The following is a 26,872-nucleotide window of genomic DNA, read 5'->3' as shown; positions in this document are numbered from 1 at the left end:
GACCGCGCGGGGCGCAGCTTGCACGCACGGCGCATTGCGCCCGCGCGAGATCGTCAGTCAATCGAATTACCGCGCCCGTGCGCTTTGCCATGAATCAACATCGACTGCCGGCTTCGTTCGGCCTTACCGGGGAGGGCGCCTGATGGACGTCGGATTCTTCAATCCGAACCGGACCGCCAACGCGTCCGCGTGGCGCGTTCTGCCGAACCGGTGGGACTTCATCGCGTTTCCGCTGATCATCTGCCTGATCGCGATGGCGGTCGTCGGTTTCCACGAAACGATGGCGCCGATCGGCGTGCTGCAGACGCAGAAGATCTCGCTCGATCCGTCGAACCTGCCCGAATACGCGTTGCGCACCACGCTGCGGATGCTGGCCGCGATGGTCGCGGCGCTCGTGTTTACGCTCGTCTACGGCACGCTCGCGGCCAAGAGCCGTCGTGCGGGCATGGTGCTGATCCCGATCCTCGACATCCTGCAGTCGGTGCCGGTGCTCGGGTTCATCTCGTTTACGGTCACGTTCTTCCTCGCGCTGTTCCCGAGCCGTGTGCTCGGCGCGGAGCTTGCGGCGATCTTCGCGATCTTCACGAGCCAGGCGTGGAACATGACGTTCAGCTTCTACCAGTCGCTGCGCACGGTGCCGCGCGATCTCGATGAAGTGTCGCGGGGCTTCCACCTGACGTCCTGGCAGCGCTTCTGGAAGCTCGAGGTGCCGTTCTCGATGCCGGGCCTGATCTGGAACATGATGATGTCGATGTCGGGCGGCTGGTTCTTCGTCGTCGCGTCGGAGGCCATCACGGTCGGCAACCAGACGATCACGCTGCCGGGAATCGGTGCATATCTCGCGCAGGCGATCTCGGAGAAGAACTTCGGCGCGATCGGCTGGGTGATCCTCACGATGACGGTCGTGATCCTCGCCTATGACCAGTTCCTGTTCCGCCCGCTCGTCGCGTGGGCCGACAAGTTCCGGATGGAGAACACGAGCTCGGGCAATGCGCCGGAATCGTGGCTGCTCGACCTCGTGCGCCGCACGCGCCTGATCCATCAACTGCTCGTGCCGGCCGGCTGGTTCTTCGCCAAGGCGGCGCGGATTCCGCTGCGCCTGCCGCTGTCGGGCGCGATGCGCTTCACGCTGCCGCGCGTCGAGAAGAAGGCGTCGCGCACGGTCGACATCGCATGGGCGGCCCTCGTGCTGATCGGCACGGCCTATATCGTGTGGCGTGTCGTCAGTTTCGTTTCGACCGGCGTGACGATGGCCGAGGTCGGCCATGTGATCATGCTCGGGCTCATCACGCTGCTGCGCGTGGTCGTGCTGATCGCGATCGCATCGGTGATCTGGGTGCCGATCGGCGTGTGGGTCGGGCTGCGCCCGAGGCTGGCCGAGAAGCTGCAGCCGCTCGCGCAGTTCCTCGCCGCGTTCCCGGCCAACCTGCTGTTCCCGGTGTTCGTGATCGTGATCGCGCGCTTCCACCTGAACCCCGATATCTGGCTGTCGCCGTTGATCGTGCTCGGTACGCAGTGGTATATCCTGTTCAACGTGATCGCCGGCGCAACGTCCTACCCGAACGACTATCGCGAAGCGGCGACGAACTTCCGCATCCGCGGCTGGCAATGGTGGCGGCAGGCGATCCTGCCCGGCATCTTCCCGTACTACGTGACCGGAGCGATCACCGCATCGGGCGGCGCGTGGAACGCGAGCATCGTGTCGGAAGCCGTGCAGTGGGGCAACACCAGGATCGAGGCGCACGGCCTCGGCGCGTACATCGCGCAAACGACCGCCGCCGGCGACTTTCCGAAGATCATCCTGGGCATCGCCGTGATGTCCCTGTTCGTCACCCTGTTCAACCGTCTGCTGTGGCGTCCGCTGTATGCCTTCGCCGAAGCGAAGCTGCGGCTCGACTGAGACCGATTGAGAGCGAAACGCGATGCACAATCCGAATGCTGTAAACGCCCCCGTCCAGACGTCCCAGCCGCCGCGCCTCGGCGAGGAAATCCTGCGCGTCGATCACGTCTGCCGCGGCTTCAACAAGACGCAGGGCGAGCTGCTCGTGCTCGACGACGCGAACCTGTCGCTGCGCGAAGGCGAGATCGTCGGGCTGCTTGGCCGCTCCGGCTCGGGCAAGTCGACGCTGCTGCGAATCATCGCCGGGCTGATCGAGCCGACCGGCGGTGAAGTGACCTACCTCGGCCAGCCGCTGCGCGGCCCGGCCGAAGGCGTCGCGATGGTGTTCCAGACCTTTGCGCTGTTCCCGTGGCTCACCGTGCTGCAGAACGTGGAGGCCGGTCTCGAGGCGCTCGGCGTCGGCGCGCGCGAGCGGCGCGAGCGCGCGCTGGCCGCGATCGACCTGATCGGTCTCGACGGCTTCGAGAATGCGTACCCGCGTGAGCTGTCGGGCGGCATGCGCCAGCGCGTGGGCTTTGCGCGCGCGCTCGTCGTCGATCCGACGATCCTGCTGATGGACGAGCCGTTCTCGGCGCTCGACGTGCTGACGGCCGAGACGCTGCGTACCGACCTGCTCGACCTGTGGACGCAAGGGCGGATGCCGATCAAGTCGGTGCTGATCGTCACGCACAACATCGAGGAAGCCGTGTTCATGTGCGACCGGATCCTCGTGCTGTCGTCGAATCCGGGCCGTGTGATCGCCGAGATCAAGGTGCCGTTCAAGCACCCGCGCAACCGTCTCGATCCGGCGTTCCGCAAGCTCGTCGACGATATCTACGCGAAGATGACGGCCCGCCAGACCGGCGAGGCGACGAAGAAGGGGCTCGAGCTCGGCAGCTGGCTGCCGCAGGTGTCGACCAACCTGATGGCCGGCCTGATCGAAACGCTCGCGATGGCGCCGTACCATGGCCGTGCCGACATGCCGGAAATCGCGCGCACGCTGCATCTGGAAGTCGACGATCTGTTTCCGATCGCCGAAGTGCTGCAGTACCTCGGTTTCGCGGACGTGCGGGAAGGCGACGTGTTTCTGACGCCGCCGGGGCGCGTGTTCGCGGAATTCGGTACGCAGGAGCGCAAGCTGATGTTCGCGGATCACCTGCTGAAGCACGTGCCGCTCGCCGCACGGATCAAGAAGGTGCTGAACGAGCGTCCGGGCCATCGTGCGCCGCGCGTGCGCTTCGAGCAGGAGCTCGAGGATTCCCTGTCGGACGGCGCGGCCGAGGAAACGCTCGACGCGGTGATCGACTGGGGCCGTTACGGCGAGATCTTCTCGTATAACGACCAGACCGAGATCTTCAGCCTCGAGGACGTCGAGTCCTGATCGATCGTGCCGGGCCGTGCGGCCCGGCAGCCGCGTGCGCCGCGCGTCATGCAGCGCATCGCCCCGTTACTGCAAATTGCCCCAGCGGTCGACGGCCGGTTCGGCCGACGCCCACTTCCAGTGCGTGCCTTGCTGGCACGCATTCGCGAAATACCAGTCGGCCTTGTCGCCGTCCCTCACCGAGAACGCGAATTCCTTGCACAGCGCGAGCGCCGACGAGTACGCGCGCGTGACGCGCACCTCGCCTTCGCCGTTTTCCAGCGGCAGCGTGTTCTTCACCTTCCACGGTTTCACTTCGCCGACGGCCAGGCTGCCGGCCGCCTTCGCGATCGCGTCCTGCTGGTTCTGATGGAGCTGCTTCATCGTGCGGTTGACGGCCTCGTCGGTCGCGGCCTGCACGGCAATCCCGACGCCGACGCCGACCGCCGGGTTCGCGGTGACGAGGCCCGTCGCCGCGCCGGCGAGCGCGCCGCTCGCCGCGCCGACCGACCCGCAGCCCGACAGCGTGGCCGCCGCCGCGCAAAGCGCGCCGATCGCCGCGATACGGATCGCGACGCTCATTGCAGCGCGCCCCAGCGTTCGGTTGCCGGTTCGGCCGACGCCCATTTCCACACGGGGCCGTCGCGGCAGATGGTGGCGACGTAGAACGCCGATTGCGCGGCCTTGTCGGGCTTCGCGGGCGTGTCGACCGCGAACACGATTTCCTTGCAGTCGAGCGGACCGACGCTGATCGTCCGGCTGACCGTCACGCGGCCCTGTTCGTCGTCCTCGATCGGGAACGAGTGGTGCGTCGACCACGGCGCGACGCCGCCCACGTCGAGCGGGCCGGCCGCCTTCGCGATCTGTTCCTGCGTGTAGCGGTGCGCGACGCGCTGCGAGTACTGGACGCCCGCACGCGCGCCGGCCACGGCGCCGAGGCCGATGCCCGTCGCGACGGCGGCGTTGTTGGTGACCTTGGAAGCGATCGCGGCGCCCGCGATACCGGCACCGGCTGTCGCGCCTTCGCTGTACAGCGAGTTGCAGCCGGACAGCAGTGCGGCTGTGGCGAGTGCGGCCAGCACGACGCGCGCCGGCACGGTCCGGCGCGACGATTCGAAACGAATGTTCATCCCTGAATGCAAGTCCTGTCTGGGTGAGCGGCGACGCATGCGCGCCCCATGCCGCGTCATTGTTTCGCAATTGTCATAGGAAAAATGCAAAGCTTTGACAAATCGCCGGACGGCATGTCGCGCGTGCGCGCGGCGCTATTTTCGGACAGGTGGCTGACGAGGGGTCGAAACGTTACAAATTGAAGGTAATTGTTACCTTGGCGTGCGAGGAACCGACCTAGACTGTTTTGTTATGGAATGTTTCTACGACGGCTTCGAGCCGCACCGCATATGAGACACCCAGCCATGCGTCGTTCGAAACGGTTTTCGCACCGGCCATCCGAAGCGGGGGCAGACAACCCGCGTCCGCAGACCGACGCACCACCCGCACCGCCTGCCGGTGAGCCCGGCGAGACGCCGTCCGACGGCGATCACAACCAGGGCGGCGCCCGCCCGGAAGGGCTCGACTATCAACGCGACCTCGGCCAGGAACAGGACGCTTGATCCCGTCGTCGCATTCCGCCGTCGCATTTCATTGCATTTCTCGGAACTGAATCGCCGCGCGGCCGCCTTCGGGCAGCCGCGTCCGCCTTGGCGCGCGCGCCGCGCCAGCCAATCGAATCGAGGAGGGGAAGCCGCATGAGCAGATTGATCGTGGTATCGAACCGTGTCGCCGCCGGCGAGGACACGCGCCCGAGCGCGGGCGGCCTCGCCGTCGGCGTGATGGACGCGCTGAAGGAAACGGGCGGCGTCTGGTTCGGCTGGAACGGCGAGATCGTCGGTGCGCCGGACGCCGAGCCCGCGATCCAGCGGGACGGCAACGTGACCTACGCGACGGTCGGGCTGACCCGGCGCGACTACGACCAGTACTACCGCGGTTTCTCGAACGCGACGCTGTGGCCGGTGTTCCATTATCGCGGCGATCTCGCGCGCTTCGACCGGCAGGAGTACGCAGGGTATCTGCGCGTGAACGCAATGCTCGCGAAGCAGCTCGCCGCGCTGCTGCGGCCCGACGACCTGATCTGGGTGCACGACTATCATCTGCTGCCGTTCGCGCATTTCCTGCGCGAGCTCGGCGTGAAGAACCCGATCGGCTTCTTCCTGCACATCCCGTTTCCGTCGCCCGACATGCTGCGCCTCGTGCCGCCGCACGAGGAACTCGTGAAGTTCATGTGCGCGTACGACGTCGCGGGCTTTCAGACCGATGCCGACAAGCAGGCGTTCACCGACTACATCGAGCGGCGCGGGATCGGCGCGGCGAGCGAGGACGGGATGCTGCACGCGCACGGCCGCGTCGTGAAGGTCGCCGCCTATCCGATCGGCGTGCATCCGGACGCGATCGCGCAGGCGGCCGTCCAGTACGGCGCGCGCAAGCCGGTGAAGATGCTGCGCGAGGCGCTCGACGGCCGCAAGCTCGTGATGAGCGTCGACCGCCTCGATTATTCGAAGGGGCTCGTCGAGCGCTTCCAGTCGTTCGAGCGGATGCTCGCGAACGCTCCGGGCTGGCAGGGGCGCGTGTCGCTCGTGCAGATCGCTCCGCCGACGCGCTCCGACGTGCAGACCTACCAGGACATCCGCGAAACGCTCGAAGGCGAAGCCGGCCGAATCAACGGCCGTTTTTCGCAGCTCGACTGGACGCCGATCCAGTACCTGAACCGCAAGTACGAGCGCAACCTGTTGATGGCGTTCTTCCGGATGTCGCAGGTCGGCTACGTGACGCCGCTGCGCGACGGGATGAATCTCGTCGCGAAGGAATACGTCGCGTCGCAGGATCCGGCCGATCCGGGCGTGCTCGTGCTGTCGGAGTTCGCGGGCGCGGCGGCCGAGCTGACCGGCGCGCTCCTTGTCAATCCGTATGACCTGTCGCAGATGGCCGAGGCGCTCGAGCGCGCGCTGTCGATGCCGCTCGCGGAGCGGCAGGCGCGTCACGAGGAGAACCTCGCGCGGCTGCGCGAGAACGACCTGTCGGTCTGGCGCGATACGTTCGTCGCCGACTTGCGCAGTGTCGCGGCGGCCGTATCGGTCACGCAGCGCGCGGGCCGGCGGGTCGCGCATGCGTGAGTTCGTGCACGGAGCCGGGGCCGAGGGCGACGACGCGACCGGCGATGCCACCGGCCGTTTCTTCGTCGTGACGGGCGGCCCGGGCTCGGGCAAGAGTACGTTGCTCGACGCGCTCGAGCGCGCCGGTTTCGCGCGCTCGCAGGAGGCCGGGCGAGGCGTGATCCGCGACCAGGTGGCCGTCGACGGCCACGCGCTGCCGTGGCGCGACCCGGCCGCGTTCGCCGAGCTGATGCTGAGCTGGGAGATGCGCTCGTACCATCTCGCGCGGCACGCGCGCGGGCCCGTGTTCTTCGACCGCGGTGTGCCGGACGTGGTCGGCTACCTGCGGCTGACGGGGCTGGCCGTGCCCGCGCACGCGGAAGCCGCGGCGCGCCGTTTCCGTTATCACCGGCGCGTGTTCATCGCGCCGCCCTGGCCGGACATCTATGCGCAGGACACCGAGCGCCGGCAGGATTTTGCGGAAGCCGTGCGCACCTACGACGCGATGGTCGATTGCTATACGGCGTACGGGTACCGGCTGATCGAGTTGCCGCGCGTGAGCGTGAAGGCGCGCGTGCGCTTCGTGATGGACGCGCTCGACGCCGCCTGACGCGCCGGTGCGCCTGTGTGTGCGGCGCGCGTTGGTGTCAGGCCGCCGCGTCCGGCCGCGGCGACGCGATGCGCAGCATGCTCACGACCGCGGCCAGCGCCGCGAAGGCCGTGGCGACATAGAGCGCAACCGTCGGCCCGCGATCGGGCGCGAGCCCGAAAATCAGCGCGACGAGCGCGGCGCCGAGCGTCTGGCCCGTCAGTCGCGCGGTGCTCAGCATGCCGCCGGCGCCGCCGCTGCGCTCGCGCGGCGCCGACGACAGCATCGCGCGGTTGTTCGGCGACTGGAACAGTCCGAAGCCTGCGCCGCACAGCGCCATCCGCCACACGATGTCGACGGTGCCCGGGTGCGCGCCGATCGTCGCGAGCGACAGCAGCCCGGCCGCGAACAGCGCGAGCCCGATCCCGCCGAGGATGCCGGCCGAATAGCGGTCGGACAGCACGCCCGCGAGCGGCGCGGCGAACACGATCACGAGCGGCCACGGCGTCATGTACAGGCCGGTCTCGACCTGCGAGAAGCCGAGCGAATTCTGCAGCCAGAACGGCAGCGCGACGAACGCGAGCATCTGCGACGTGAACGACGCCGTCGACGTATAGACCGACAGCGCGAACATCGGGATGCGCATCAGGTCGACGGGCAGGAGCGGCGCCGGCTGCGACAACTGGCGTTTCACGAAGAAGTAGCCGACGACGAACGCGACGGCCAGCTCGGCCGCGACGTATGCATGGCGTTCGCCGTGGCCGAGCCCGTCGACGGCCGTGATCAGCAGGCCGAACACGCACGCGTTCATCAGCGCGCTCGGGAAATCGTACGGCGCGTCGTGCAGCGGGTTGGCCGGCAGCGCGCGCAGGCTGCCGAGTACCGCGGCGATGCCGATCGGCACGTTGACCGCGAACAGCCACGGCCACGACGCGAACGACAGGATCGCGGACGCGACCGTCGGCCCGATCGCGGACGACAGCGCAACCACCATCGCATTGATCGACAGCCCGCGCCCGAGCATCGACGACGGGTAGATCATCCGCACGAGCGCCGCGTTGACGCTCATGATGCCGGCCGCGCCGAAGCCCTGGATCACGCGCATCACGGCCAGCATCGGCAGCGAGCCGGCGAGTGCGCAGCCGAGCGACGCCGCGGTGAACAGCGCGAGCCCGGCGATGTAGATGCGGCGATAGCCGACGCGCTCGCCGAGCGACGCGAGCGGCAGCAGCGTGATCGTGACCGCGAGCTGGTACGCGTTGACGATCCAGATCGACGCGGCGTCGGATGCGTGCAGGTCGCGCGCGATCGTCGGCAGTGCGACGTTCGCGATCGCGCCGTCGAGCACGGCGAGCGTGATGCCCAGTGCGACGCAGACGATCGCCCAGTAGCGTTGCGGAAGCGGCAGGCCGGTATCGGCGTTCATGACGGGAGCGAAAGCGTGGTTGTCCGCGCGCCCGGTTTCCGGTTGCGTGCGCAACCATGTGAAAGGGCGGAGGCGGCGATGAACGGCCCGGCCCGCGCGGCTGCGCCGGACCGGGGCCGCTCGAGTGTATCACCGGGCCGCATTACGCGACGCCGGCGCGCGCGGCTGCCGGCCGGCGCTGGCGTTCAACCCTCGAAGTCGAGGCCGCCGAGCCGCACGAGCGGGTCGGCCTGCGTGCGCGACGCGAGATCGATGTCGCGTGCGCCCTGCCACGCGCCCAGCTTTTTCGGCAGCGCGGCCAGGTAGTGCTCGAAGCGCTGCGGGCCGTCCGGCTCCATCAGCCGCTCGATTTCGTCGGTGTCCCAGGTCAGTTCGAGATTCAGCGGATGCACGAAGCCGCTCACATGCTCGTGCGGCGCGCTGCGGATCTGTACGCGCGTCGGGTGCCCGTGCCCGCCGTACGGGACGACGCCGGTCAGCACGTGATCGGCGAAGAAGGCGGCGATTGCCTGCGCGATGCGCGGCGCGAATTCGGTATCGAAACGGCGGGCGGTTTCGGGCTGCATGAAGGCGTCTCCTGTGTGCCGAAAATCGTAGCACGGCGGTGACGCGTTTCGGCGTGCGTGATACGCGTAATGGCGCGTTACCACTTGCTGCATCTATTACGGCCGCGTGCCGCCACAATGCATCGCATCCAGTACCACTTCGCGTGGGAGTCCATCATGAAAAAGATTGCCGCAGTGTGTGTCCTCGCCGGTTCGCTCGCCGTGGCGGGCCCGGCGTCAGCGCATGGCCGCGACGGCGGCGCCGTCATCGGCGCGTTGATCGGCGGCGCGGTGCTGGGCGCGATCGTGACGTCCGCGATGAATCCGCCCGTCGCGTACCAGGCGCCCGTGTACCAGGCACCGGCCTATCAGCCGCCGACGTACTATCAGGCGCCTGCGTACCAGCAGCCTGCCTATCCGACCTACCAGCAGGCGGAGTACCAGGACGACGGCCCGAACTATTGCTACGACCGCTACCAGCGCGCGTATGTGTGCGGTGCGCCGGTGTCGCGCGGCTACGCGCAACCGGCCGGCTGGTAAGCAGGCAGGGCAGGCGGGTGTGCGACGCGTGATCGGGTTCGGTGCCGGCTGGCCGGCACCCACTGAAGTTTGCTTTGCCGGACCGGACGACAAAAGGCCCTCGCTTTTACGCGAGGGCCTTTGTTTTTCCGCGCCCGTCCGTTCGTCCGCGTGACGCGCCGGCCGTCGGCGGGCCGTGCGCGGATACAAACGGTTGCAAATGTGCGTCAGTGGCGATGGCCGCCGCCGCCTTCGCCGCGCCCGCCGCCGTCGTTCCAGTCGCCGCGGCGTCCGCCGCCGCGCCCCCAGCCGTTGCCGCGATCGCCGTCCCAGCGATGGTAGTCGCGCCGGCCGCGATCCCAGTCGCGCCCGCCGCCACCGCCCCAGATGTTGACCGTGCCGTACACGGGGGAAGGGCCGTACGCGTAGCCGGGATCGGAATAGTAGGGCTGTCCGTAGCCGTATCCGTATCCGGCGTCGGGAGCGACGACGCAGCCGGCCAGCAGGGTCGCGACGCCGGCGGCAGCAATGAGCTTCAGCATGATGTTCTCCGTTGGTTGCTCTATAAGTACCGCGCGCGGGGATTGCCGGCTGTTCGGAATTGTGTCGTCAAATTACAGCGTCGTAAGGTCTCGCGACGAAAGTGTTAGCATCCGGGGCTCATTTGTTTTTCAGGAGCACATCGATGAAATTCGCGATCCGGGCCGCGCTGGTCGCTTTCTGCGTCACGACTGCCGCCGCGTGCGTGGCCGGCCCCGCATCGGCGCCCGCCGTGCCGGCCGAGTCGATCAAGATGTTTCCGCAGGCAGCGGCCGGCCAGCAGCGCGCCGTGATCGCGCTGCCCGCGCTCGAGAACGAGGGCGATGCACGCGTCGAGCTGATGATCGGCAAGACGCTGCAGACCGACTGCAACCAGCAGTGGTTCGGCGGCGAGCTGACCGCCGAGGACGTGAAGGGCTGGGGTTACACGTACTACCGGCTTACCGACGTGAAGGGGCCGGCATCGACGCTGATGGCGTGCCCGGGCCAGGCGCCGCAGCAGCGGTTCGTGCAGGTGCGCGGCGACGGCCAGCTGCTGCGCTACAACAGCCGCCTGCCGCTCGTCGTGTATGTGCCGGACGGCTTCGACGTGCGCTATCGCGTGTGGCATGCGTCGAAGGACGTGCAACAGGCGGAGAAGCAGTAACGTGCCGGCTCGCGCGGCTTCGGCGTCCTGCGGCTAGACGCCGCTCGCGCCGACGAGCGCCGGCCACGCGGCGAGCGCGGCCTGCGCGATCGCCTCCAGATCGCGGCGGCTCGCGCCGTCGCGCGCCTGGATCGACATCCCCTGTTGAACCGTCACGTAGTACCGCGCGATTGCGTCGAGGTTCGCGTGCGCCGCGATCTCGCCGGTCGCGACACCTTGCCTGAGGCGCTCGCGCAACGCTTCGACCGTGCTTTCGCGCATCGCGATCAGCGTTTGCCGGACGGTGTCGGAACGCTCGGCCGGGTGCAGCGCCGACAGCACGATCAGGCAGCCGGCCGGCTTCGACCGCCGCGTGAACACGCGCGCGGTATCCATCAGGTAGTTCCGCATGGCGTCGTGCGCGCTGCCGGCCTGTTCGACGCCGTCCCAGATTTCCCGTCCCTCCGTTGCGCGGTAGTGCTCGAGCGCCTGCCGGAACAACGCTTCCTTGCTGCCGAACGCCGCATACAGGCTCGGTGACGCAATGCCCATCGCGGCCGTCAGGTCCGCCATCGACGCACCCTCGTAGCCGAGCCGCCAGAACACCTCCATTGCGCGATCCAGCGCCGCCTCCTTGTCGAAGCTTCTCGGTCGGCCCCGTTCAGCCATTGCATCCATCCTTTCGTCGATATCTGTATCGATCGATAAAATAATTCAATTGACAGCGCCGCGCAACTTGCCACATTCTGTGTCGACCGTTACACAAATAAGGAAAGGAGCGAACATGAATCGACTTCACGGCAAGCGTGCACTTATCACGGGCGGCAGCCGCGGCATCGGCGCGGCCATCGCGAAACGGCTGGCGGCCGATGGCGCGGACGTCGCGATCACTTACGAAAAATCGGCCGAGCGGGCGCAGGCCGTCGTCGCCGGCATCGAGGCGCTGGGCCGCCGCGCCGTCGCGATCCAGGCCGATAGTGCCGATCCGGTCGCAGTCCGCAACGCGGTCGATCGTGCCGCGGAAGCGTTCGGCGGTCTCGACATCCTCGTGAACAACGCAGGGATCTTCCGCGCAGGCGCGCTGGGCGACCTCACGCTCGACGATATCGACGCGACGCTGAACGTGAACGTGCGCGCGGTGATCGTCGCTTCGCAGGCGGCGGCGCGGCATCTCGGGGAGGGCGGGCGCATCGTGTCGACCGGCAGTTGCCTCGCGACGCGTGTGCCCGATGCGGGGATGAGCCTCTATGCGGCGAGCAAGGCCGCGCTGATCGGCTGGACGCAGGGGCTCGCGCGCGATCTCGGGCCGCGCGGCATCACGGTCAACATCGTGCATCCGGGGTCGACGGATACCGACATGAATCCGGCCGACGGCGAACATGCCGGTGCGCAGCGTTCGCGGATGGCGATTCCGCAGTACGGCAAGGCTGATGACGTGGCGGCGCTCGTTGCGTTCGTCGTCGGGCCGGAAGGGCGGTCGATCAACGGGACCGGGTTGACGATCGATGGCGGCGCGAACGCGTAAATGCCGATGCCCGGCTGATTTGGCCGGGCGGCGTTGCGTTCGTTATCGGCAGCCGAGCCGTTGATGCTCGGTTTCCAGGTCGGCCCGCTTGTCGTAAGCGCGCAATTCGTTACGCGGCTTGCCGTCCGGGCCGATTCCACGCACGATTTTCTGGCCGCGGTCGGGTGCATGCGTTACAGCATCGATGCCGGCGGCCAGTTCCCTGCAGCGTGCGTCGGGGGAAGCGTTTTCCGGGCGCGGTGCTGCCGCGCCGGTGATGTTGGCGATGCCCGGGCTGACGTAGCGCTGCTTCGCGTGCGCGGTGCCGGATGTGGTGCCGGTATCCGCGGCGTGCGCCGTGCAGGTCAGGGTCGAAAGCGCGGCCAGTGCCGCGATCGTTCGAATCATGGTCGGGTCCTTGGGTCCGTTGTACATGCAAAGGTTCGGGATTCTACGCAATGCCCGGTGCGTGTCCGTGGCGATCGGGAAAAGTGCGATCACATGTCGCATGTCGTGGAGATGAATCGAAGAGGACCGCCAACGGTGTGCGCGTGAGGCGCACAGCGCAGCCGGTCGGGCGAAGGAGTTCATTTACAAAAACGCCGGGCGTACTTACGATGAGGCCACCTCGGGCTCGCAAGAAATCGTATGCGTACAGTCGATCGAGTGATGCTTGCCGCGCTTTGCCTTGGCCTCACCGCGTGCGGCGGCGGCGACAACAATGCCGCGCCGGCAACGCAGACGGTTGCGAGCACACCTACATCCGCCGCCGAGCCTGCCAGCGCGGCATCCGGCACGATGCCCTCGTCGACGAATCCCGTCAGCCCGGCGCCGGCGGCCAGTCCGGCCGGTACGACGCCTGGCGCGACGCTTTCACCCACCCCCGGCGCAAATCCTGTTCTCGTCGCTGACGTAACGGTCTTTCCGGTCGCCGACGGCAGCGATCAGGCCGACGCGATGCAAAAGGCATTCGACAGCCTGAAGGCCGGCCAGCGCCTGGTCATCGCGCCGGGCCGCTACGTCGTCGGGCATTCGCTCGCGGTGACCGTGCCCCAGGTGGTGATTTCCGGATACGGCGCGACGCTGGCTGCCACGAATCCGGCCGACCAGACCATCGTGATGAGCGGCGGCCGGTTCGACGCTCGTGGGCGTGACGCTGGCCGGCACCGGCACGACGCGGCTCACGACGCCGGCTTCGACCAAGGTCGAGGTGACGGGCGCGGGCGTCCAGGTGCTTCGCGTGACGATAGACGGCGGCGCCAGTGGCGGGATCTTCGTGTTCGGCGGCAGCGGCGTCGCGATCGTCGGCAATACGGTTCGTGCGACGCTTGCCGACGGCATCCATACGACCTACGGTTCGACCAACGTGCTCGTGCAGAACAATACGGTGACGGGTACCGGCGACGACCTGATCGCCGTCGTCAGCTATGTCGGCGACGGCCGCGTCAACAGCAATGTGCTGATCGACCATAACGCGGTGTCCGGCAACGCGTGGGGGCGCGGCATTTCGGTGGTCGGCGGCCAGGCCGTGACGATCTCGAACAATACGGTCGACGGCGTGCAGAAGGCCGCGGGCATCCTGGTTGCACAGGAGGACAGCTGGAAGACCTACGGCGTGTCGAACGTCGTGATCGCCGGCAATGTCGTGTCCAACATCCAGAATTCGAGTGTGAACAACGGATTGCAGCCGACGCAGCAGGCGGCGATCGAGCTCGACACGTGGACGGGAACGGTCGCGGACGTCGCGGTGACCGGCAACCGCGTGTCCGGCTCCGGTTATGCGGGTTTCCGGGCGTATGGAAACGTGTGCTCGTTCAGCGTGACGGGCAATACGTTCTCGTCGATCGCGGGCTCGCCGGTGTCGCTGTTGTCGAGCGGTTGTGCGGCGAGCCAGATCGTCGTCGACGCGAACCGGCTGGGCGACGGCAGCGTGCTGGCACGACCGTCAGGGTCGTCGGCGACGGGTGCGTTTACCGTGACGGGGGCGGATGTGAGTCTTATGCCGCAGGTGCGGACGGGAGTGATGTGAGGAGCGGGGGCGGGGTTCGGCGTGCGGACGGGTACGGTCGCCTGATGGCGTTGTGCGTGCGCGGTTCCGGCAGATCTCTCGGCTGTAAAGGGTCTTGCGGCGATATCCGACCATCGATGCCGACAGAAATGCCAACCGGCTACGGAGTATAGGCAGGGTAGGTCGAACGACGGCAACCGATCCGTTCCAGCGGTCATGGATTCACCATCGAAGGTAAACTTGTAGAGGTAACTACAACAAAGTAGCATTCAATACATGAATGCTATCTCTGCTTGGTCGATCCTCGTTCTGACCCTTCCCACCCAGAACGCTACGGCCCGCATGCGGGTCTGGCGCGCGCTCAAGGCGAAAGGCTGCGCCGTGCTGCGCGACGGCATCTACCTTCTACCCTACACGGAAGAGCATGAAGGGGCGCTGCGCGAACTCGCGGGCGTGATTGCCGAAAGCGGCGGCACCGCTCACCTGTTACGCGCGCCGAGTCTTGACGCGTCACAGGAGCTGGAATTCCGAATGCTCTTCGATCGCGGAGAGGATTACGCCGCCTTCATCCAGACACTGACCGAAGCCCGCAAGACGCTCGCCGGACAGTCCGCCACGGAACTCACGCGCCTGCTTCGCCGCGTACGCAAGGATTTCGACGCTGTCAGGGCGATCGACTATTTCCCGGACGACGCGGCCACACGTGCCGAAGTCGCGCTGCAGGATTTCGTCGCGCTTGTCGACACCGTGCTGTCGCCGGGCGAGCCGCACGCCGCAGAGCGCGCCATACGCCTGCTCGCGATCGACGAGTACCAGGGGCGCAAGTGGGCGACGCGACAGCGCATGTGGGTCGATCGCGTCGCCAGCGCGTGGCTGATCCGCCGCTTCATCGACCCGCGTGCGCACTTCATCTGGCTCGCGTCGTCTTCCGATTGCCCGGCTGACGCGCTGGGCTTCGATTTCGATGGTGCTGCATTCACCCATGTCGGCGAACGCGTCACGTTCGAGGTCCTGCTCGCGAGTTTCGGGCTCGATCAGGATTCGGCACTGCTGCGGCTCGGGGAGATCGTGCATTCGCTCGATGTAGGCGGTCCCGCCGTGCCCGAGGCGATCGGCTTCGAGGCCGTGATGGCCGGCACGCGTCAACGCACGGAAAACGACGATCAGCTGCTGGAACAGATGAGTGCGGTGCTTGACTCGCTCCTTGCGCACTTTGCGTCGAACGGAAAGAACGAAACCGGGGGGCGGCCATGACCACGACGGTGACGACAAACGCGCCGGGTTACTCGCTGGGCCAACTGGTCGGATACATGTTGCGACTCGGTGCGCTGGGCTTCGGCGGTCCCGTCGCGCTTGCCGGATACATGCGCCGCGATCTCGTCGAACGGCGAGGGTGGATCACGGAAGCGGACTACAAGGAAGGCATCACACTCGCGCAGCTCGCGCCCGGGCCGATGGCTGCCCAGCTCGCGATCTATCTGGGGTTCGTCCACTATCGCCTCCTTGGTGCGACGCTCGTCGGATTCGCGTTCGTGCTGCCGTCGTTCCTGATGGTGCTCGCGCTCGGGTTTGCCTACTCGCACTTCGGCGGGCTGTCGTGGATGCAGGCGGTTTTCTATGGCGTCGGGGCAGCGGTGGTCGGCATCATCGCGATGAGCGCGTACAAGCTCACGACGAAAACCGTCGGCAACGACAAGCTGCTTTGGGCGATCTTCCTGACGCTCATGATCGTCACGTTCGTGACGGAATCGGAAATCGCATGGCTCTTCATCGCCGCCGGGTTGATCGGCTGGCTGTGGCGCGCTCCGCCCAAATGGCTGAACAAGAGCGGGTTGAATGCGCTCGCCGGCGCCAATCTACCGGCGGCCAGCGGCATGCTGAGCGGCATCGATCTCCCGCAACTCGTACAGATCGGCGCGTTCTTCGCGAAAGCGGGTGCGTTCGTGTTCGGTTCCGGGCTCGCGATCGTGCCGTTCCTGTATGGCGGCGTCGTGACCGAGCACCACTGGCTCAACGACAAGCAGTTCGTCGACGCGGTCGCGGTCGCGATGATCACGCCCGGCCCGGTCGTGATCACGGTCGGCTTCATCGGATATCTGGTGGCGGGGCTGCCCGGCGCGATCGTCGCAGCGCTCGGTACGTTCCTGCCGTGCTATCTGTTCACGGTCATTCCCGCACCCTACGTGAAGAAGTACGGCCATCTGCCGAGCGTCAAGGCGTTCGTCGACGGCATCACGGCGGCTGCCGTCGGTGCGATTACGGGCTCCGTCCTCGTCATCGCGAAGCGCTCGATCGTCGACATTCCAACCGCTGTTCTCGCCATTGCAACCGTTCTGCTGTTGTGGCGTTTCAAGAAGCTGCAGGAACCGGTAATCGTCACTGCGGCGGCACTCTTCGGGCTGGTGGCCTACCCGTTGCTGCACCATTGATTTGCATGGTGCGGCGGCGATCAAGACGCACCGGACGACATTCGTTCGGTGGTGAGCGAGGAAGTCGACCGACCGTGCGGTGGTGTCGGCGTACCCACTTCGCTAGACAGGAGAAGCGCCATGAAGTGGATTACGCGTGAACGACCGAAGATCGATCGCATCGCATGCCCATGGTTGATCGCCCGGTTTATCGACGACGCTGCGGAATTTCTCTACGTTCCGGGCGCGGACGTACTGCGATTGGCGGACGAAACGGGCGCGGTTCCCTACGACGTGCCAGGCGTCGAGCTTGGCCACCACGGCGAGCGTTGCAGCTTCGATGCGTTTCTCGACAAGTATCGACTGAATGACCCGGCGCTGCTCGAACTCGCCGCGATCGTGCGCGGCGCGGATACCGGACGGCTCGATCTCACGCCGGAAGCCACCGGCCTGTACGCGATCTCGATCGGCCTTTCCACGAACTTCGCAGACGATCACGAGCAACTGCGGCACGGCATGGTGATGTACGACGCGCTCTACGCGTGGTGCCAGCGTGAGGCACGTGCCTAGCAGCCGGTTCGCGTCGTCGCTTGCCGGTCGGATGCTGCCGGCGGGAGCGGACCGGGCCGCATCGCTCATCCTCGCAAGCCGCGGCATGCGCGGTTTCTGCGATGGCTTCATTGCCGTGCTGCTGCCTGCGTATCTGCTGTCGCTCGGGTTTTCGCAACTGGACGTCGGCTTGATCAGCACCACGACGCTGATGGGTTCCGCGATCGCGACGATCGCAGTCGGCATGCTGGCGAGCCGCTTCACGCAGCGGCGCATGTTGACGCTCGCGGCGGCGTTGATGGCCGCAACGGGCATCGGCTTCGTGAGCTTCGCCACGCTGTGGCCGCTGCTCGTCGTCGCCTTCGTCGGCACGCTCAATCCGAGTTCGGGCGATGTCAGCCTGTTTCTGCCGCTCGAACAGTCGCGTCTGGCGGAAGCCGCCGGCGGCGACGTTCGCACTGCACTGTTTGCACGATACAGCCTCGTCGGGGCCGTATCGGCGGCGGTCGGTTCCCTGACGGCAGGACTGCCGATCTGGGTTGCGTCGCATACCGCAATCACGGCGCTCGGCGCGATGCGCGGCATGTTTCTCGTCTATGCGGTGACGGGCGTCATCGTCTTCATGCTGTATCGGCGATTGCCGCGCGCCGATGCCCGTGCGTCGAAGGCGGCGCCCCCGCTCGGCCCGTCGCGTCCCATTGTCGTGCGGCTTGCGATGCTGTTCAGCATCGATGCGTTCGCGGGCGGTCTCGTCGTCAACTCGTTGTTGTCGCTGTGGTTGATGCAGCGCTTCGGACTCTCGATCGCCGCTGCTGGTCAATTCTTCTTCTGGGCAGGCCTGCTCTCGGCCGGCTCGCAGCTTGCGGCCGCGCCGCTATCGCGCAGGATCGGCCTGCTGAACACCATGGTGTTCACGCATATCCCGTCGAGCGTCTGCCTGATTGGCGCCGCTTTCGCGCCGTCGCTGCCGCTTGCGTTAGCGCTGCTGCTGATGCGCAGCGCACTTTCGCAAATGGATGTGCCGACGCGAACCGCCTACGTGATGGCGGTCGTCACGCCTTCGGAGCGCCCGGCAGCAGCCAGCTTTACGTCTGTTCCGCGTAGCCTCGCAGCCGCTGTCGCGCCGACGTTGGCCGGCGGCTTGTTCGGTCTTGGCTGGCTCGGTGCCCCGCTGGTCGTATGCGGCGCATTGAAGATCGCGTATGACCTGTCGCTGCTGGCAGCTTTTCGACAGGTCAAACCGGACGATGACCGGGCGCGGTAGTGCTGTCACGGTGGAACGACAAAGAAGCGAGGAGCCGTGCAAAGCGACGCGTCGATGCGAAACCTGCGCGCCTCCTGTCAACCCATGTCGATGGAAGGCTCGCGGTGTTTGTGCTGCGGGCGACGACGTCTCGGTACAAGCCGCAACCTGCTTTTTATCGTTCGCCTCGGCGACGGGGAAGTGATTGCTTTCGATACGCATGCGCTACGCGCGATCGCACGGATCGCAGACGTATCGTCGGTGCATGGGGTGCTTGCCGCTCTGGAACTATCGCGCATATGTGCATCTGCAACCGGTACTGACGAGATCGCGCGATCGACGCAGCGATACCGAAAATCGTCGCGCACATGTCGGGCGGGCAGTACCCGGACGGTATGGCCTATGCGCCCGACGCGCGCAAGCTAGCAAGCTGTATGTACCAGCAAAAATACCTACACTTTTCCGGCTGCCACTGAGCAGCCTTGGGTAACGCTGGGGCTAGATGGCTGCCAGACGGGCCTGATGAGCGGGGGGCTTGTGAATCTCGGGGATGGTTTGGGGCTTGGCTGGTCCCCCCGACAGGAATCGAACCTGTATCTAGCGCTTAGGAGGCGCTTGTTCTATCCATTGAACTACGGGGAGAGCCATGTCCGGGCGATCGCGCGAAAAACGCGAACCGGACGGCGATGTGGACAGCGCGCAGAGTATAGCAAACGCGCGGCGCATCGGCGGGCGGATTGCACGCCGACGCGCGTATCGCGCGGTCAGCCGCGATCAGAAATCGACGACGACGAAATCTTCCTTGCCCACGTCGCACAGCGGGCACCGCCAGTCGGCGGGAATGTCGGCAAAACGGGTGCCGGGCGCGATGCCCTCGTCGGGCAGCCCTTCCGCTTCGTTGTAGACCCACCCGCAAATCAGGCAGACCCAGCTCTGGTATTCGGTTACTTCGCTCATGTAGCGCTCGTGATAATGAAAACTCGGTAGTGCCGTCCGCAGCCTCGCCGGCGGACGAAAGGCGCAATGTTACCGGAATTTCGCCGAACGCCTGCGCAACGTCGTTTTAAACGTACGCATCGCGAACAATGGGTGTCATCGCGTGCGGCGGGCTTGCAGTGTATGCTTCGTGGGCCTGTCAATCTGAAGGAGGAAACGATGCTCAACAGAAAGTGGATCGCGGGTGCGGTTTGTGTCGCGGCGCTGGCCGTGTCGACGCTTGCGCGCGCGGAAGCGCGCGTGTTCTTTGTCGAGCCGCAGGACGGCGCGACGGTGTCCAGCCCCGTGCACGTGAAGTTCGGTCTCGAAGGCGTGGCGCTCAAGCCGGCCGGCGACATGACGCCGAATACGGGCCACCATCACCTGCTGATCGATGGCAAGCCGGTGCCGAAGGGCGACGTGATCCCGGCGTCCGACCATTCTCTGCATTTCGGCAAGGGTCAGACCGAAACCGATGTGAAGCTGTCTCCCGGCCCGCACACGCTGACGCTGCAGCTCGGCGACGGTGCGCACCGTTCGTACGGCCCCGAAATGAGTTCGACGATCACGGTCAACGTGAAGTAACCGCGCATCCCGCGCCGGCGCCCGATGCGCCATGCACGGGATGGTCGGTCGACCGGCCGCGGGCATCGGGCCGGCATTCGCCCGTTCACGCGGTCGCGCGCAATCCGCGGCCGGCATCCGGCACCGGAAACCGGCCGCAAGCCATACATGGCACCGCTCCATCGCACCGCGTCGACGCGGTTCGAGTGCCGCTCGCAGGGCTAGTCCGTCCGGCCATACCGGTGGCGGCGTCCGCGACCGGTACAATGGGCGCTTCCGATTCCTCTCTCTCCGCCGTCTCCCCATGTCGCTCTATTCCATTACCGGCGCGCAGCTCGCGTTCGGTCACGTCGCGTTGCTCGATCACGCGGATTTCTCGCTGGAAGCCGGCGAGCGCGTCGGCCTGATCGGCCGCAACGGCGCGGGCAAGTCGTCGCTGCTGAAGATCGTCGCCGGCCTCGCGAAGCCCGACGACGGGCTGGTCACGCGCCAGCAGGAACTGGTGACCGTCTACGTGCCGCAGGAGCCCGAATTCGAGCCGGGCGCGACGGTGTTCGATGCGGTCGCGTCGGGGCTCACGCACACGCGCGAACTGCTCGAAGAATACGATTCGATCGCGCACCGCCTCGCGGATATACCGGAAGGCGCCGAGCACGATGCGCTGCTCGCGCGGATGAACGCGCTGCAATCGTCGCTCGACGCGCACGACGCATGGAGCTGGCGCACGCGCGTGTCGATGACGCTCGCGCAGATCGGCCTGCCGGACGGCGACGCGAGCGTCGACGCGCTGTCGGGCGGGATGCAGAAGCGCGTCGCGCTGGCGCGCGCGCTGGTGCTGCAGCCCGACGTGCTGCTGCTCGACGAACCGACCAATCACCTCGACTTCGACGGCATCCGCTGGCTGGAAGAGCTGCTCGTCGCGCAGCGCGCGGGCCTGCTGTTCATCACGCACGATCGCGCGTTCCTCGACCGCGTCGCGACGCGCATCGTCGAGCTCGACCGCGGCCGGCTGCTGTCGTACCCGGGCAATTTCTCCGCGTACCAGACCCGCAAGGCTCAGCAGCTCGAAGTCGAGCGCGTGGAAAACGACAAGTTCGACAAGCTGCTCGCGCAGGAAGAGGTGTGGATCCGCAAGGGCGTCGAGGCGCGCCGCACGCGCAGCGTCGGTCGCGTCGCGCGGCTCGAGCAGATGCGTCACGAGCGCGCGGAGCGCCGCAATTCGCAGGGCAACGTAAGGCTCGACGTCGCGCAGGGCGAGAAGTCCGGCAAGATCGTCGCGGAGCTGACCGACGTGACGAAGCGCTACGGCGGCCGTACGGTCGTCGACCGCTTCTCGACGACGGTCATGCGCGGCGACAAGATCGGCTTCGTCGGCCCGAACGGCGCGGGCAAGACCACGCTGCTCAAGCTGATCCTCGGCGAGCTGAAGCCCGACGAAGGCACGGTGCGCACCGGCACGAACCTTCAGGTCGCGTATTTCGACCAGATGCGCGCGCAGCTCGACCAGGAGAAGAGCCTCGCGGATACCATCAGCCCCGGCAGCGAATGGGTCGAGATCGGCGGCGTGCGCAAGCACGTGATGAGCTATCTCGGCGACTTCCTGTTCGCGCCGGAACGCGCGCGTTCGCCGGTGAAGTCGCTGTCGGGCGGCGAGCGCAACCGGCTGCTGCTCGCGCGCCTGTTCGCGCGTCCGGCCAACGTGCTGGTGCTCGATGAACCGACCAACGACCTCGACATCCCGACGCTCGAACTGCTCGAAGAGTTGCTGGCCGACTACGACGGCACGGTGCTGCTCGTCAGCCACGATCGCGCGTTCCTCGACAACGTCGTGACGTCGGTGATCGCGGCCGAAGGCGACGGCAAGTGGCGCGAATACGTCGGCGGCTTCACCGACTGGCAGATCCAAAGCGAGCGCTCGGAGCAGCTCGCGCAGCAGGAAGCCGCGAAGCGCGCGGTCAAGGAGGCGGCGCCCGTCAAGGAAGAGCCGGCGAAGAGCGCCGCGGGCCGCAATGCGCAGCGCACGGTGAAGCTGTCGTTCAACGAGCAGCGCGAACTCGATTCGCTGCCGGAGAAGATCGCCGCGCTCGAAGAAGAGCAGAAGACGATCAATGCGCAGCTCGAGGACGGCTCGATTTTCGCGAAGGATCCGCAGGAAGGCACGCGCCTGACCGAGCGGTTCGCGGCGATCGACGACGAATTGCTCGCCTCGCTCGAACGGTGGGAAACGCTCGAGGCGAAGCGCAAGCCGGCATAACGCGCGTCGCGCGCCGCGCGGCCGGCGATGGCCGCGCGATGATCTCGCGATTGGCATGCCACGTGGAACCAGTAAAATACCGCGCGTCCCGGGTAGCGCAGCACGCCGCGCGCCCGCTTTCGGAGCAGTCCAAGCACACCGTTGTTTCGATTCGCTTTTTTACGGAACTCAACGTTTTGTCCACGACGTTATCCACACGAGGTGTGGACAACGTCCCGATGAATGACGAAATTCAGCGCCTATGTCAACGAAGAAACCCAGCGCGGCCTATAGCGAAGCATCGATCAAGGTGCTCAAGGGTCTCGAGCCGGTCAAGCAGCGGCCCGGCATGTACACCCGTACCGAGAATCCGCTGCACATCATCCAGGAAGTCATCGACAACGCGTCCGACGAGGCACTCGGCGGCTACGGCAAGCAGATCACGGTCACGCTGCACACCGACCAGTCGGTGTCGGTCGAGGACGACGGCCGCGGCATCCCGTTCGGCATGCACCCCGAAGAAGGCGTGCCGGTCGTCGAGATCGTGTTCACGCGCCTGCATGCGGGCGGCAAGTTCGACAAGGCCGCGGGCGGCGCGTATACGTTCTCGGGCGGCCTGCACGGCGTCGGCGTGTCGGTGACGAACGCGCTCGCGACGCGCCTCGACGTAACGGTCTGGCGCGACGGCAAGATCGCCGAGCTCGGCTTCGCCGACGGCGACGTCGTGAAGCCGCTGACGACGCAGGGCGCGGGCCGCGGCGAGAAGAAATCCGGCACGCGCGTGCAGGTGTGGCCGAACCCGAAATACTTCGATTCGCCGAACCTGCCGCTCGGCGAACTGCAGCGCCTGCTGCGCTCGAAGGCCGTGCTGCTGCCGGGCGTCGAGGTCGTGCTCGTCAACGAAAAGACCGGCGAGCGCCAGACGTGGAAGTACGAGGACGGCCTGCGCGGCTACCTGCTCGACGAGATGAACGGCAGCGAACTGCTGATCCCGCTGTTCGAAGGCGAGCGTTTCGCCGATTCGCGTTCGGGCGACGATACGTTCGCCGAGGGCGAGGGCGCGTCGTGGGTCGTCGCCTGGAGCGAGGAAGGCTCGCTCGTGCGCGAGTCGTACGTGAACCTGATCCCGACGCCGGCAGGCGGCACTCACGAATCGGGGCTGCGCGACGGTCTCTATCAGGCGGTGAAAAGCTTCGTCGAGCTGCACAATCTGCAGCCGAAGGGCGTGAAGCTGCTCGCCGAAGACGTGTTCGCGCGCGTGTCGTTCGTGCTGTCCGCGAAGGTGCTCGATCCGCAGTTCCAGGGGCAGATCAAGGAACGCCTGAACAGCCGCGACGCGGTGAAGCTCGTGTCGTCGTTCTCGCGCCCCGCGCTCGAACTGTGGCTGAACCAGCACGTCGAGCACGGCAAGAAGCTTGCCGAACTCGTGATCAAGCAGGCGCAGGCGCGCACGCGCGCGGGCCAGAAGGTCGAGAAGCGCAAGAGCTCGGGCGTCGCGGTGCTGCCCGGCAAGCTGACCGACTGCGAGACCGAGGATATCGAGCGCAACGAGCTGTTCCTCGTCGAGGGCGATTCGGCGGGCGGCTCCGCGAAGATGGGCCGCGACAAGGAGTACCAGGCAATCCTGCCGCTGCGCGGCAAGGTGCTGAATACCTGGGAAACCGAGCGCGACCGCCTGTTCGCGAACAACGAAGTGCACGACATCTCGGTTGCGATCGGCGTCGATCCGCACAGCCCGGACGACACCATCGACCTGTCGAACCTGCGCTACGGCAAGATCTGCATCCTGTCGGACGCGGACGTCGACGGCTCGCACATCCAGGTGCTGCTGCTCACGCTGTTCTTCAAGCATTTCCCGCAACTGATCGAGCGCGGCCACGTGTATGTCGCACGGCCGCCGCTGTTCCGCGTCGACGCGCCCGCGCGCGGCAAGAAGCCCGCGCAGAAGCTCTATGCGCTCGACGACGGCGAGCTGGAAGCGATCCTCGACAAGCTGCGCAAGGACGGCGCGCGCGAGACGCAGTGGAGCATCAGCCGCTTCAAGGGGCTTGGCGAAATGAGCGCCGAGCAGCTTTGGGACACGACGATGAACCCCGACACGCGCCGCCTGATGCCGATCAAGCTCGGCGAGCTCGACTTCGACGCGACCGTCGCGCGGATGACGATGCTGATGGGCAAGGGCGAGGCAGCCGCGCGGCGCGGCTGGCTCGAGGAAAAGGGCAACGACGTCGAAGCGGATATCTAGCCCCCTGCGCGCGGCCGGGCATGACGCCCGGCCCGGCCTCACGCCACTTACGAATACGGAATTCAGATGGACGACAACACTTCCGATCTCTTTGCCAGCCCCGACGCGCCCGAGAGCGACGCGCTGACGCTCGGCAACTACGCGGAGCAGGCGTATCTCAGCTACGCGGTCAGCGTCGTGAAGAGCCGCGCGCTGCCCGACGTGTGCGACGGCCAGAAGCCGGTGCAGCGCCGGATTCTGTTCGCGATGAACGAAATGGGCCTCGGCCCGGACGCGAAGCCGGTGAAGTCGGCGCGCGTGGTCGGCGACGTGCTCGGTAAATACCACCCGCACGGCGACCAGTCGGCATACGACGCGCTCGTGCGTCTCGCGCAGGATTTCTCGCTGCGCTACCCGCTGATCGACGGGCAGGGCAACTTCGGCTCGCGCGACGGCGACGGCGCGGCGGCAATGCGTTACACCGAAGCGCGGCTCACGCCGATCGCGAAGCTGCTGCTCGACGAGATTGACCAGGGCACGGTCGACTTCATGCCGAACTACGACGGCTCGTTCGACGAACCGAAGACGCTGCCGAGCCGCATGCCGTTCGTGCTGCTGAACGGCGCGTCGGGCATCGCGGTCGGCCTCGCGACGGAAATCCCGTCGCACAACCTGCGCGAAGTGGCGGCCGCGGCGGTTGCACTGATCCGCAATCCGAAGCTTTCGCACGCGGAGTTGATGAACCTGATCCCCGGCCCGGATTTCCCGGGCGGCGGCCAGATCATTTCGAGCGACACGGAAATCGCGGCGGCCTACGAAACGGGCCGCGGCAGCCTGAAGGTGCGCGCGCGCTGGAAGATCGAGGATCTCGCGCGCGGCCAGTGGCAGCTCGTCGTCACCGAGCTGCCGCCGAGCACGTCGGGCCAGAAGGTGCTCGAGGAAATCGAGGAACTGACCAACCCGAAGCTCAAGCTCGGCAAGAAGACGCTGACGCCCGAACAGCTCAACACGAAGAAGGCGATGCTCGACCTGCTCGACGCGGTGCGCGACGAGTCGGGCAAGGAAGCGGCGGTGCGGCTCGTGTTCGAGCCGAAGTCGCGCACGATCGATCAGACGGAATTCGTGAACACGCTGCTCGCGTACACGAGTCTCGAATCGAACGCGACGCTGAACCTCGTGATGATCGGCGCCGACGGCCGGCCGGGCCAGAAGGGCCTGCTGACGATCCTCGACGAATGGGTGAAGTTCCGCCAGCTGACGATGACGCGGCGCACGCGCCATCGTCTCGCGAAGGTCGACGACCGCATCCATATCCTCGAAGGGCGGATGATCGTCTTCCTGAACATCGACGAGGTGATCCGCATCATCCGCGAGTCGGACGAGCCGAAGGCTGCGCTGATGAACGCGTTCGGCCTCTCCGAGCGGCAGGCCGAGGACATTCTCGAAATCCGGCTGCGCCAGCTCGCGCGGCTCGAGAAGATCAAGATCGAGAAGGAACTCGAAGCGCTGCGCGACGAGAAGGCGAAGCTCGAGGAACTGCTCGCGAACGAAAGCGCGATGAAGCGGCTGATGATCAAGGAGATCGAGGCCGACGCGAAGCAGTACGGCGACGAGCGCCGCACGCTGATCCAGCAGGAAAAGCGCGCGACGTTCGAGGCGAAGGTGGTCGACGAGCCGGTGACGGTCGTCGTGTCGCAGAAGGGCTGGGTACGCGCGCTGAAGGGCCACGGGCTCGACCCGGCCGGCTTCACGTTCAAGGCCGGCGACCATCTGTATGCGGCGTTCCAGTGCCGCACGCCCGATCGCCTGATCGCATGGGGCAGCAGCGGCCGCGTGTATTCGGTCGACGTGTCGGTGCTGCCGGGCGGGCGCGGCGACGGCGTGCCGGTCACGTCGCTGATCGAGCTCGAATCGGGCTCGCACCTGATGCACTACTACGCGGCGCCGGCCGACCAGCAACTGCTGCTCGCATCGAGCAACGGCTTCGGCTTCCTCGCGAAGGTCGGCGACATGGTGAGCCGCGTGAAGGCCGGCAAGTCGTTCATGACGATCGACACGGGCGCGGTGCCGCTCGCGCCGATGCCCGTGCTGCCGAACGCGACGCAGGTCGCGTGCCTGTCGAGCGGCGGCCGGCTGCTCGTGTTCGGGATGGACGAGATGAAGACGCTGTCCGGCGGCGGCCGCGGCGTGATCCTGATGGCGCTCGACGACAAGGAAACGCTCGTGCAGGCGCTCGCGATCGATCCGGCGGGTGTCGTGCTGATCGGCACCGGCCGTGGCGGCAAGGCGCAGGACGACACGCTGTCGTATGCGGGGCTCGCGCCGCACATCGGCAAGCGCGCACGCAAGGGCCGCGCGCCGGAGTCGAAGCTCAAGGTCGTCAACGAGCTGCGTCCGCTGCTCGGCTGACGCCGCGCACGATCGTCCGGTTCGATCGCGATCGAAGGCCGCACTTCCGCTTCGGCGGACGTGCGGCCTTTTCTTTGGGACCGCGGATGCGGGTGATTCGGGTCAGCAAGCGTGGCGCTGTCA

General features: G+C 66.7%; 25 protein-coding genes, 1 tRNA gene and 2 pseudogenes. 18 read left to right on the top strand and 10 right to left on the bottom strand.

The features are described 5' to 3' along the window. The first annotated feature begins 142 nt into the window (after positions 1 to 142). Together BT264_RS22520 and BT264_RS22515 are read left to right on the top strand one after the other, a co-directional pair. Positions 143 to 1,900 (top strand): ABC transporter permease, encoded by a 1,758-nt coding sequence (locus BT264_RS22520; protein ID WP_072440878.1) that lies wholly within the window; start codon positions 143 to 145, stop codon positions 1,898 to 1,900. Positions 1,901 to 1,922: 22 nt separating this feature from the next. After that, complete coding sequence (locus BT264_RS22515) at positions 1,923 to 3,260, top strand: ABC transporter ATP-binding protein (protein ID WP_034184771.1); 1,338 nt, start codon at positions 1,923 to 1,925, stop codon at positions 3,258 to 3,260. A gap of 66 nt (positions 3,261 to 3,326) precedes the next feature. On the opposite strand, the gene BT264_RS22510 is transcribed toward BT264_RS22515, so the two are convergent. Beyond that, positions 3,327 to 3,821 carry a hypothetical protein gene (locus BT264_RS22510; protein ID WP_072440876.1) on the bottom strand — a complete coding sequence of 165 codons (495 nt, stop codon included), beginning with the start codon at positions 3,819 to 3,821 and terminating at the stop codon, positions 3,327 to 3,329. After that, entirely contained in the window at positions 3,818 to 4,408 is a 591-nt protein-coding gene (locus BT264_RS22505) for a hypothetical protein (RefSeq protein WP_083534159.1), read from the bottom strand. The genes BT264_RS22510 and BT264_RS22505 overlap by 4 nt, the downstream gene beginning before the upstream one ends. Positions 4,409 to 4,654: 246 nt before the next feature. Here BT264_RS22505 and BT264_RS22500 point away from each other — a divergent pair, with 246 nt between their 5' ends. From BT264_RS22500 to BT264_RS22490, 3 genes are all read left to right on the top strand, one after another. Then, a complete protein-coding gene (locus BT264_RS22500; protein WP_072440872.1) occupies positions 4,655 to 4,852 on the top strand; it encodes a hypothetical protein in 198 nt (65 codons plus the stop codon). Positions 4,853 to 4,987: 135 nt separating this feature from the next. After that, positions 4,988 to 6,409, top strand: a complete 1,422-nt coding sequence (gene otsA / locus BT264_RS22495) for an alpha,alpha-trehalose-phosphate synthase (UDP-forming) (protein ID WP_034184775.1) — start codon at positions 4,988 to 4,990, stop codon at positions 6,407 to 6,409. Then, positions 6,402 to 6,998 (top strand): AAA family ATPase, encoded by a 597-nt coding sequence (locus BT264_RS22490; protein WP_072440870.1) that lies wholly within the window; start codon positions 6,402 to 6,404, stop codon positions 6,996 to 6,998. Before otsA ends, BT264_RS22490 begins: the two co-directional genes overlap by 8 nt. A gap of 37 nt (positions 6,999 to 7,035) precedes the next feature. On the opposite strand, the gene BT264_RS22485 is transcribed toward BT264_RS22490, so the two are convergent. Then, entirely contained in the window at positions 7,036 to 8,403 is a 1,368-nt protein-coding gene (locus BT264_RS22485) for an MFS transporter (protein WP_072440869.1), read from the bottom strand. 185 nt (positions 8,404 to 8,588) lie between these two features. Further along, positions 8,589 to 8,969 carry a DUF5594 family protein gene (locus tag BT264_RS22480; protein WP_072440867.1) on the bottom strand — a complete coding sequence of 127 codons (381 nt, stop codon included), beginning with the start codon at positions 8,967 to 8,969 and terminating at the stop codon, positions 8,589 to 8,591. A 117-nt stretch (positions 8,970 to 9,086) separates the two neighbouring features. Between BT264_RS22480 and BT264_RS22475 the strand changes: the two genes are divergently transcribed. After that, on the top strand, positions 9,087 to 9,488 hold the full coding sequence (locus BT264_RS22475; protein WP_034184779.1) for a hypothetical protein: 402 nt from the start codon (positions 9,087 to 9,089) through the stop codon (positions 9,486 to 9,488). Between the two features lie 206 nt (positions 9,489 to 9,694). Here BT264_RS22475 and BT264_RS22470 read toward each other — a convergent pair whose 3' ends face one another. Continuing rightward, positions 9,695 to 10,009, bottom strand: a complete 315-nt coding sequence (locus BT264_RS22470) for a hypothetical protein (protein ID WP_072440865.1) — start codon at positions 10,007 to 10,009, stop codon at positions 9,695 to 9,697. A 143-nt stretch (positions 10,010 to 10,152) separates the two neighbouring features. On the opposite strand from BT264_RS22470, the gene eco reads away from it, so the two are divergent. After that, positions 10,153 to 10,653: a serine protease inhibitor ecotin gene (gene eco, locus BT264_RS22465; protein ID WP_072440863.1), complete on the top strand. Its 501-nt coding sequence runs from the start codon at positions 10,153 to 10,155 to the stop codon at positions 10,651 to 10,653. Between the two features lie 33 nt (positions 10,654 to 10,686). On the opposite strand, the gene BT264_RS22460 is transcribed toward eco, so the two are convergent. Then, on the bottom strand, positions 10,687 to 11,301 hold the full coding sequence (locus tag BT264_RS22460; RefSeq protein ID WP_072440861.1) for a TetR/AcrR family transcriptional regulator: 615 nt from the start codon (positions 11,299 to 11,301) through the stop codon (positions 10,687 to 10,689). 115 nt (positions 11,302 to 11,416) lie between these two features. On the opposite strand from BT264_RS22460, the gene BT264_RS22455 reads away from it, so the two are divergent. After that, a complete protein-coding gene (locus tag BT264_RS22455; protein ID WP_072440859.1) occupies positions 11,417 to 12,157 on the top strand; it encodes an SDR family NAD(P)-dependent oxidoreductase in 741 nt (246 codons plus the stop codon). Positions 12,158 to 12,199: 42 nt separating this feature from the next. On the opposite strand, the gene BT264_RS22450 is transcribed toward BT264_RS22455, so the two are convergent. Together BT264_RS22450 and BT264_RS40555 are read right to left on the bottom strand one after the other, a co-directional pair. Then, on the bottom strand, positions 12,200 to 12,544 hold the full coding sequence (locus tag BT264_RS22450) for a hypothetical protein (protein ID WP_072440950.1): 345 nt from the start codon (positions 12,542 to 12,544) through the stop codon (positions 12,200 to 12,202). Positions 12,545 to 13,009: 465 nt separating this feature from the next. Continuing rightward, entirely contained in the window at positions 13,010 to 13,168 is a 159-nt protein-coding gene (locus BT264_RS40555) for a hypothetical protein (RefSeq protein ID WP_371293651.1), read from the bottom strand. Between BT264_RS40555 and BT264_RS22445 the strand changes: the two are divergent. The 6 genes and pseudogenes from BT264_RS22445 to BT264_RS40085 form a co-directional block, all read left to right on the top strand. After that, a pseudogene (locus BT264_RS22445) lies at positions 13,094 to 14,165 on the top strand (right-handed parallel beta-helix repeat-containing protein). The gene BT264_RS40555 and the pseudogene BT264_RS22445 sit on opposite strands and share 75 nt — an antisense overlap. A gap of 255 nt (positions 14,166 to 14,420) precedes the next feature. After that, the gene (locus BT264_RS22440) at positions 14,421 to 15,398 is read left to right on the top strand and encodes a chromate resistance protein ChrB domain-containing protein (RefSeq protein WP_072440857.1); all 978 of its coding nucleotides are present in this window, start codon (positions 14,421 to 14,423) and stop codon (positions 15,396 to 15,398) included. Then, on the top strand, positions 15,395 to 16,573 hold the full coding sequence (locus tag BT264_RS22435; RefSeq protein WP_072440855.1) for a chromate transporter: 1,179 nt from the start codon (positions 15,395 to 15,397) through the stop codon (positions 16,571 to 16,573). Before BT264_RS22440 ends, BT264_RS22435 begins: the two co-directional genes overlap by 4 nt. A gap of 120 nt (positions 16,574 to 16,693) precedes the next feature. Then, entirely contained in the window at positions 16,694 to 17,122 is a 429-nt protein-coding gene (locus BT264_RS22430; RefSeq protein WP_072440853.1) for a chromate resistance protein ChrB domain-containing protein, read from the top strand. A gap of 85 nt (positions 17,123 to 17,207) precedes the next feature. After that, positions 17,208 to 18,365, top strand: a complete 1,158-nt coding sequence (locus BT264_RS22425; RefSeq protein ID WP_256260693.1) for an MFS transporter — start codon at positions 17,208 to 17,210, stop codon at positions 18,363 to 18,365. A 138-nt stretch (positions 18,366 to 18,503) separates the two neighbouring features. Then, positions 18,504 to 18,769 (top strand): annotated as a pseudogene (locus BT264_RS40085) (YncE family protein); the annotation flags it as partial. Positions 18,770 to 18,911: 142 nt separating this feature from the next. Here the strand turns inward: BT264_RS40085 and BT264_RS22415 are convergent. Continuing rightward, positions 18,912 to 18,986 (bottom strand) — tRNA-Arg (locus BT264_RS22415). Positions 18,987 to 19,118: 132 nt separating this feature from the next. Beyond that, positions 19,119 to 19,301: a rubredoxin gene (locus tag BT264_RS22410; protein ID WP_006398668.1), complete on the bottom strand. Its 183-nt coding sequence runs from the start codon at positions 19,299 to 19,301 to the stop codon at positions 19,119 to 19,121. Between the two features lie 198 nt (positions 19,302 to 19,499). On the opposite strand from BT264_RS22410, the gene BT264_RS22400 reads away from it, so the two are divergent. The 4 genes from BT264_RS22400 (at position 19,500) to parC (ending at position 26,749) form a co-directional block, all read left to right on the top strand. Further along, the gene (locus tag BT264_RS22400; protein ID WP_072440849.1) at positions 19,500 to 19,904 is read left to right on the top strand and encodes a DUF4399 domain-containing protein; all 405 of its coding nucleotides are present in this window, start codon (positions 19,500 to 19,502) and stop codon (positions 19,902 to 19,904) included. Positions 19,905 to 20,187: 283 nt separating this feature from the next. Beyond that, positions 20,188 to 22,137 carry an ATP-binding cassette domain-containing protein gene (locus BT264_RS22390; RefSeq protein ID WP_072440845.1) on the top strand — a complete coding sequence of 650 codons (1,950 nt, stop codon included), beginning with the start codon at positions 20,188 to 20,190 and terminating at the stop codon, positions 22,135 to 22,137. Between the two features lie 241 nt (positions 22,138 to 22,378). Next, entirely contained in the window at positions 22,379 to 24,361 is a 1,983-nt protein-coding gene (parE, locus tag BT264_RS22385) for a DNA topoisomerase IV subunit B (protein ID WP_072440843.1), read from the top strand. Positions 24,362 to 24,427: 66 nt separating this feature from the next. Continuing rightward, a complete protein-coding gene (parC, locus tag BT264_RS22380) occupies positions 24,428 to 26,749 on the top strand; it encodes a DNA topoisomerase IV subunit A (protein ID WP_072440841.1) in 2,322 nt (773 codons plus the stop codon). Positions 26,750 to 26,872 lie beyond the last annotated feature (123 nt).

It is taken from the genome of Burkholderia sp. NFPP32 (assembly GCF_900119325.1).
In the GTDB taxonomy this organism is placed as follows: domain Bacteria; phylum Pseudomonadota; class Gammaproteobacteria; order Burkholderiales; family Burkholderiaceae; genus Burkholderia; species Burkholderia pyrrocinia_C.
The sequence above is the reverse complement of the archived record's forward strand: the minus strand, read 5'-3'. Positions and strand labels throughout refer to the sequence as shown.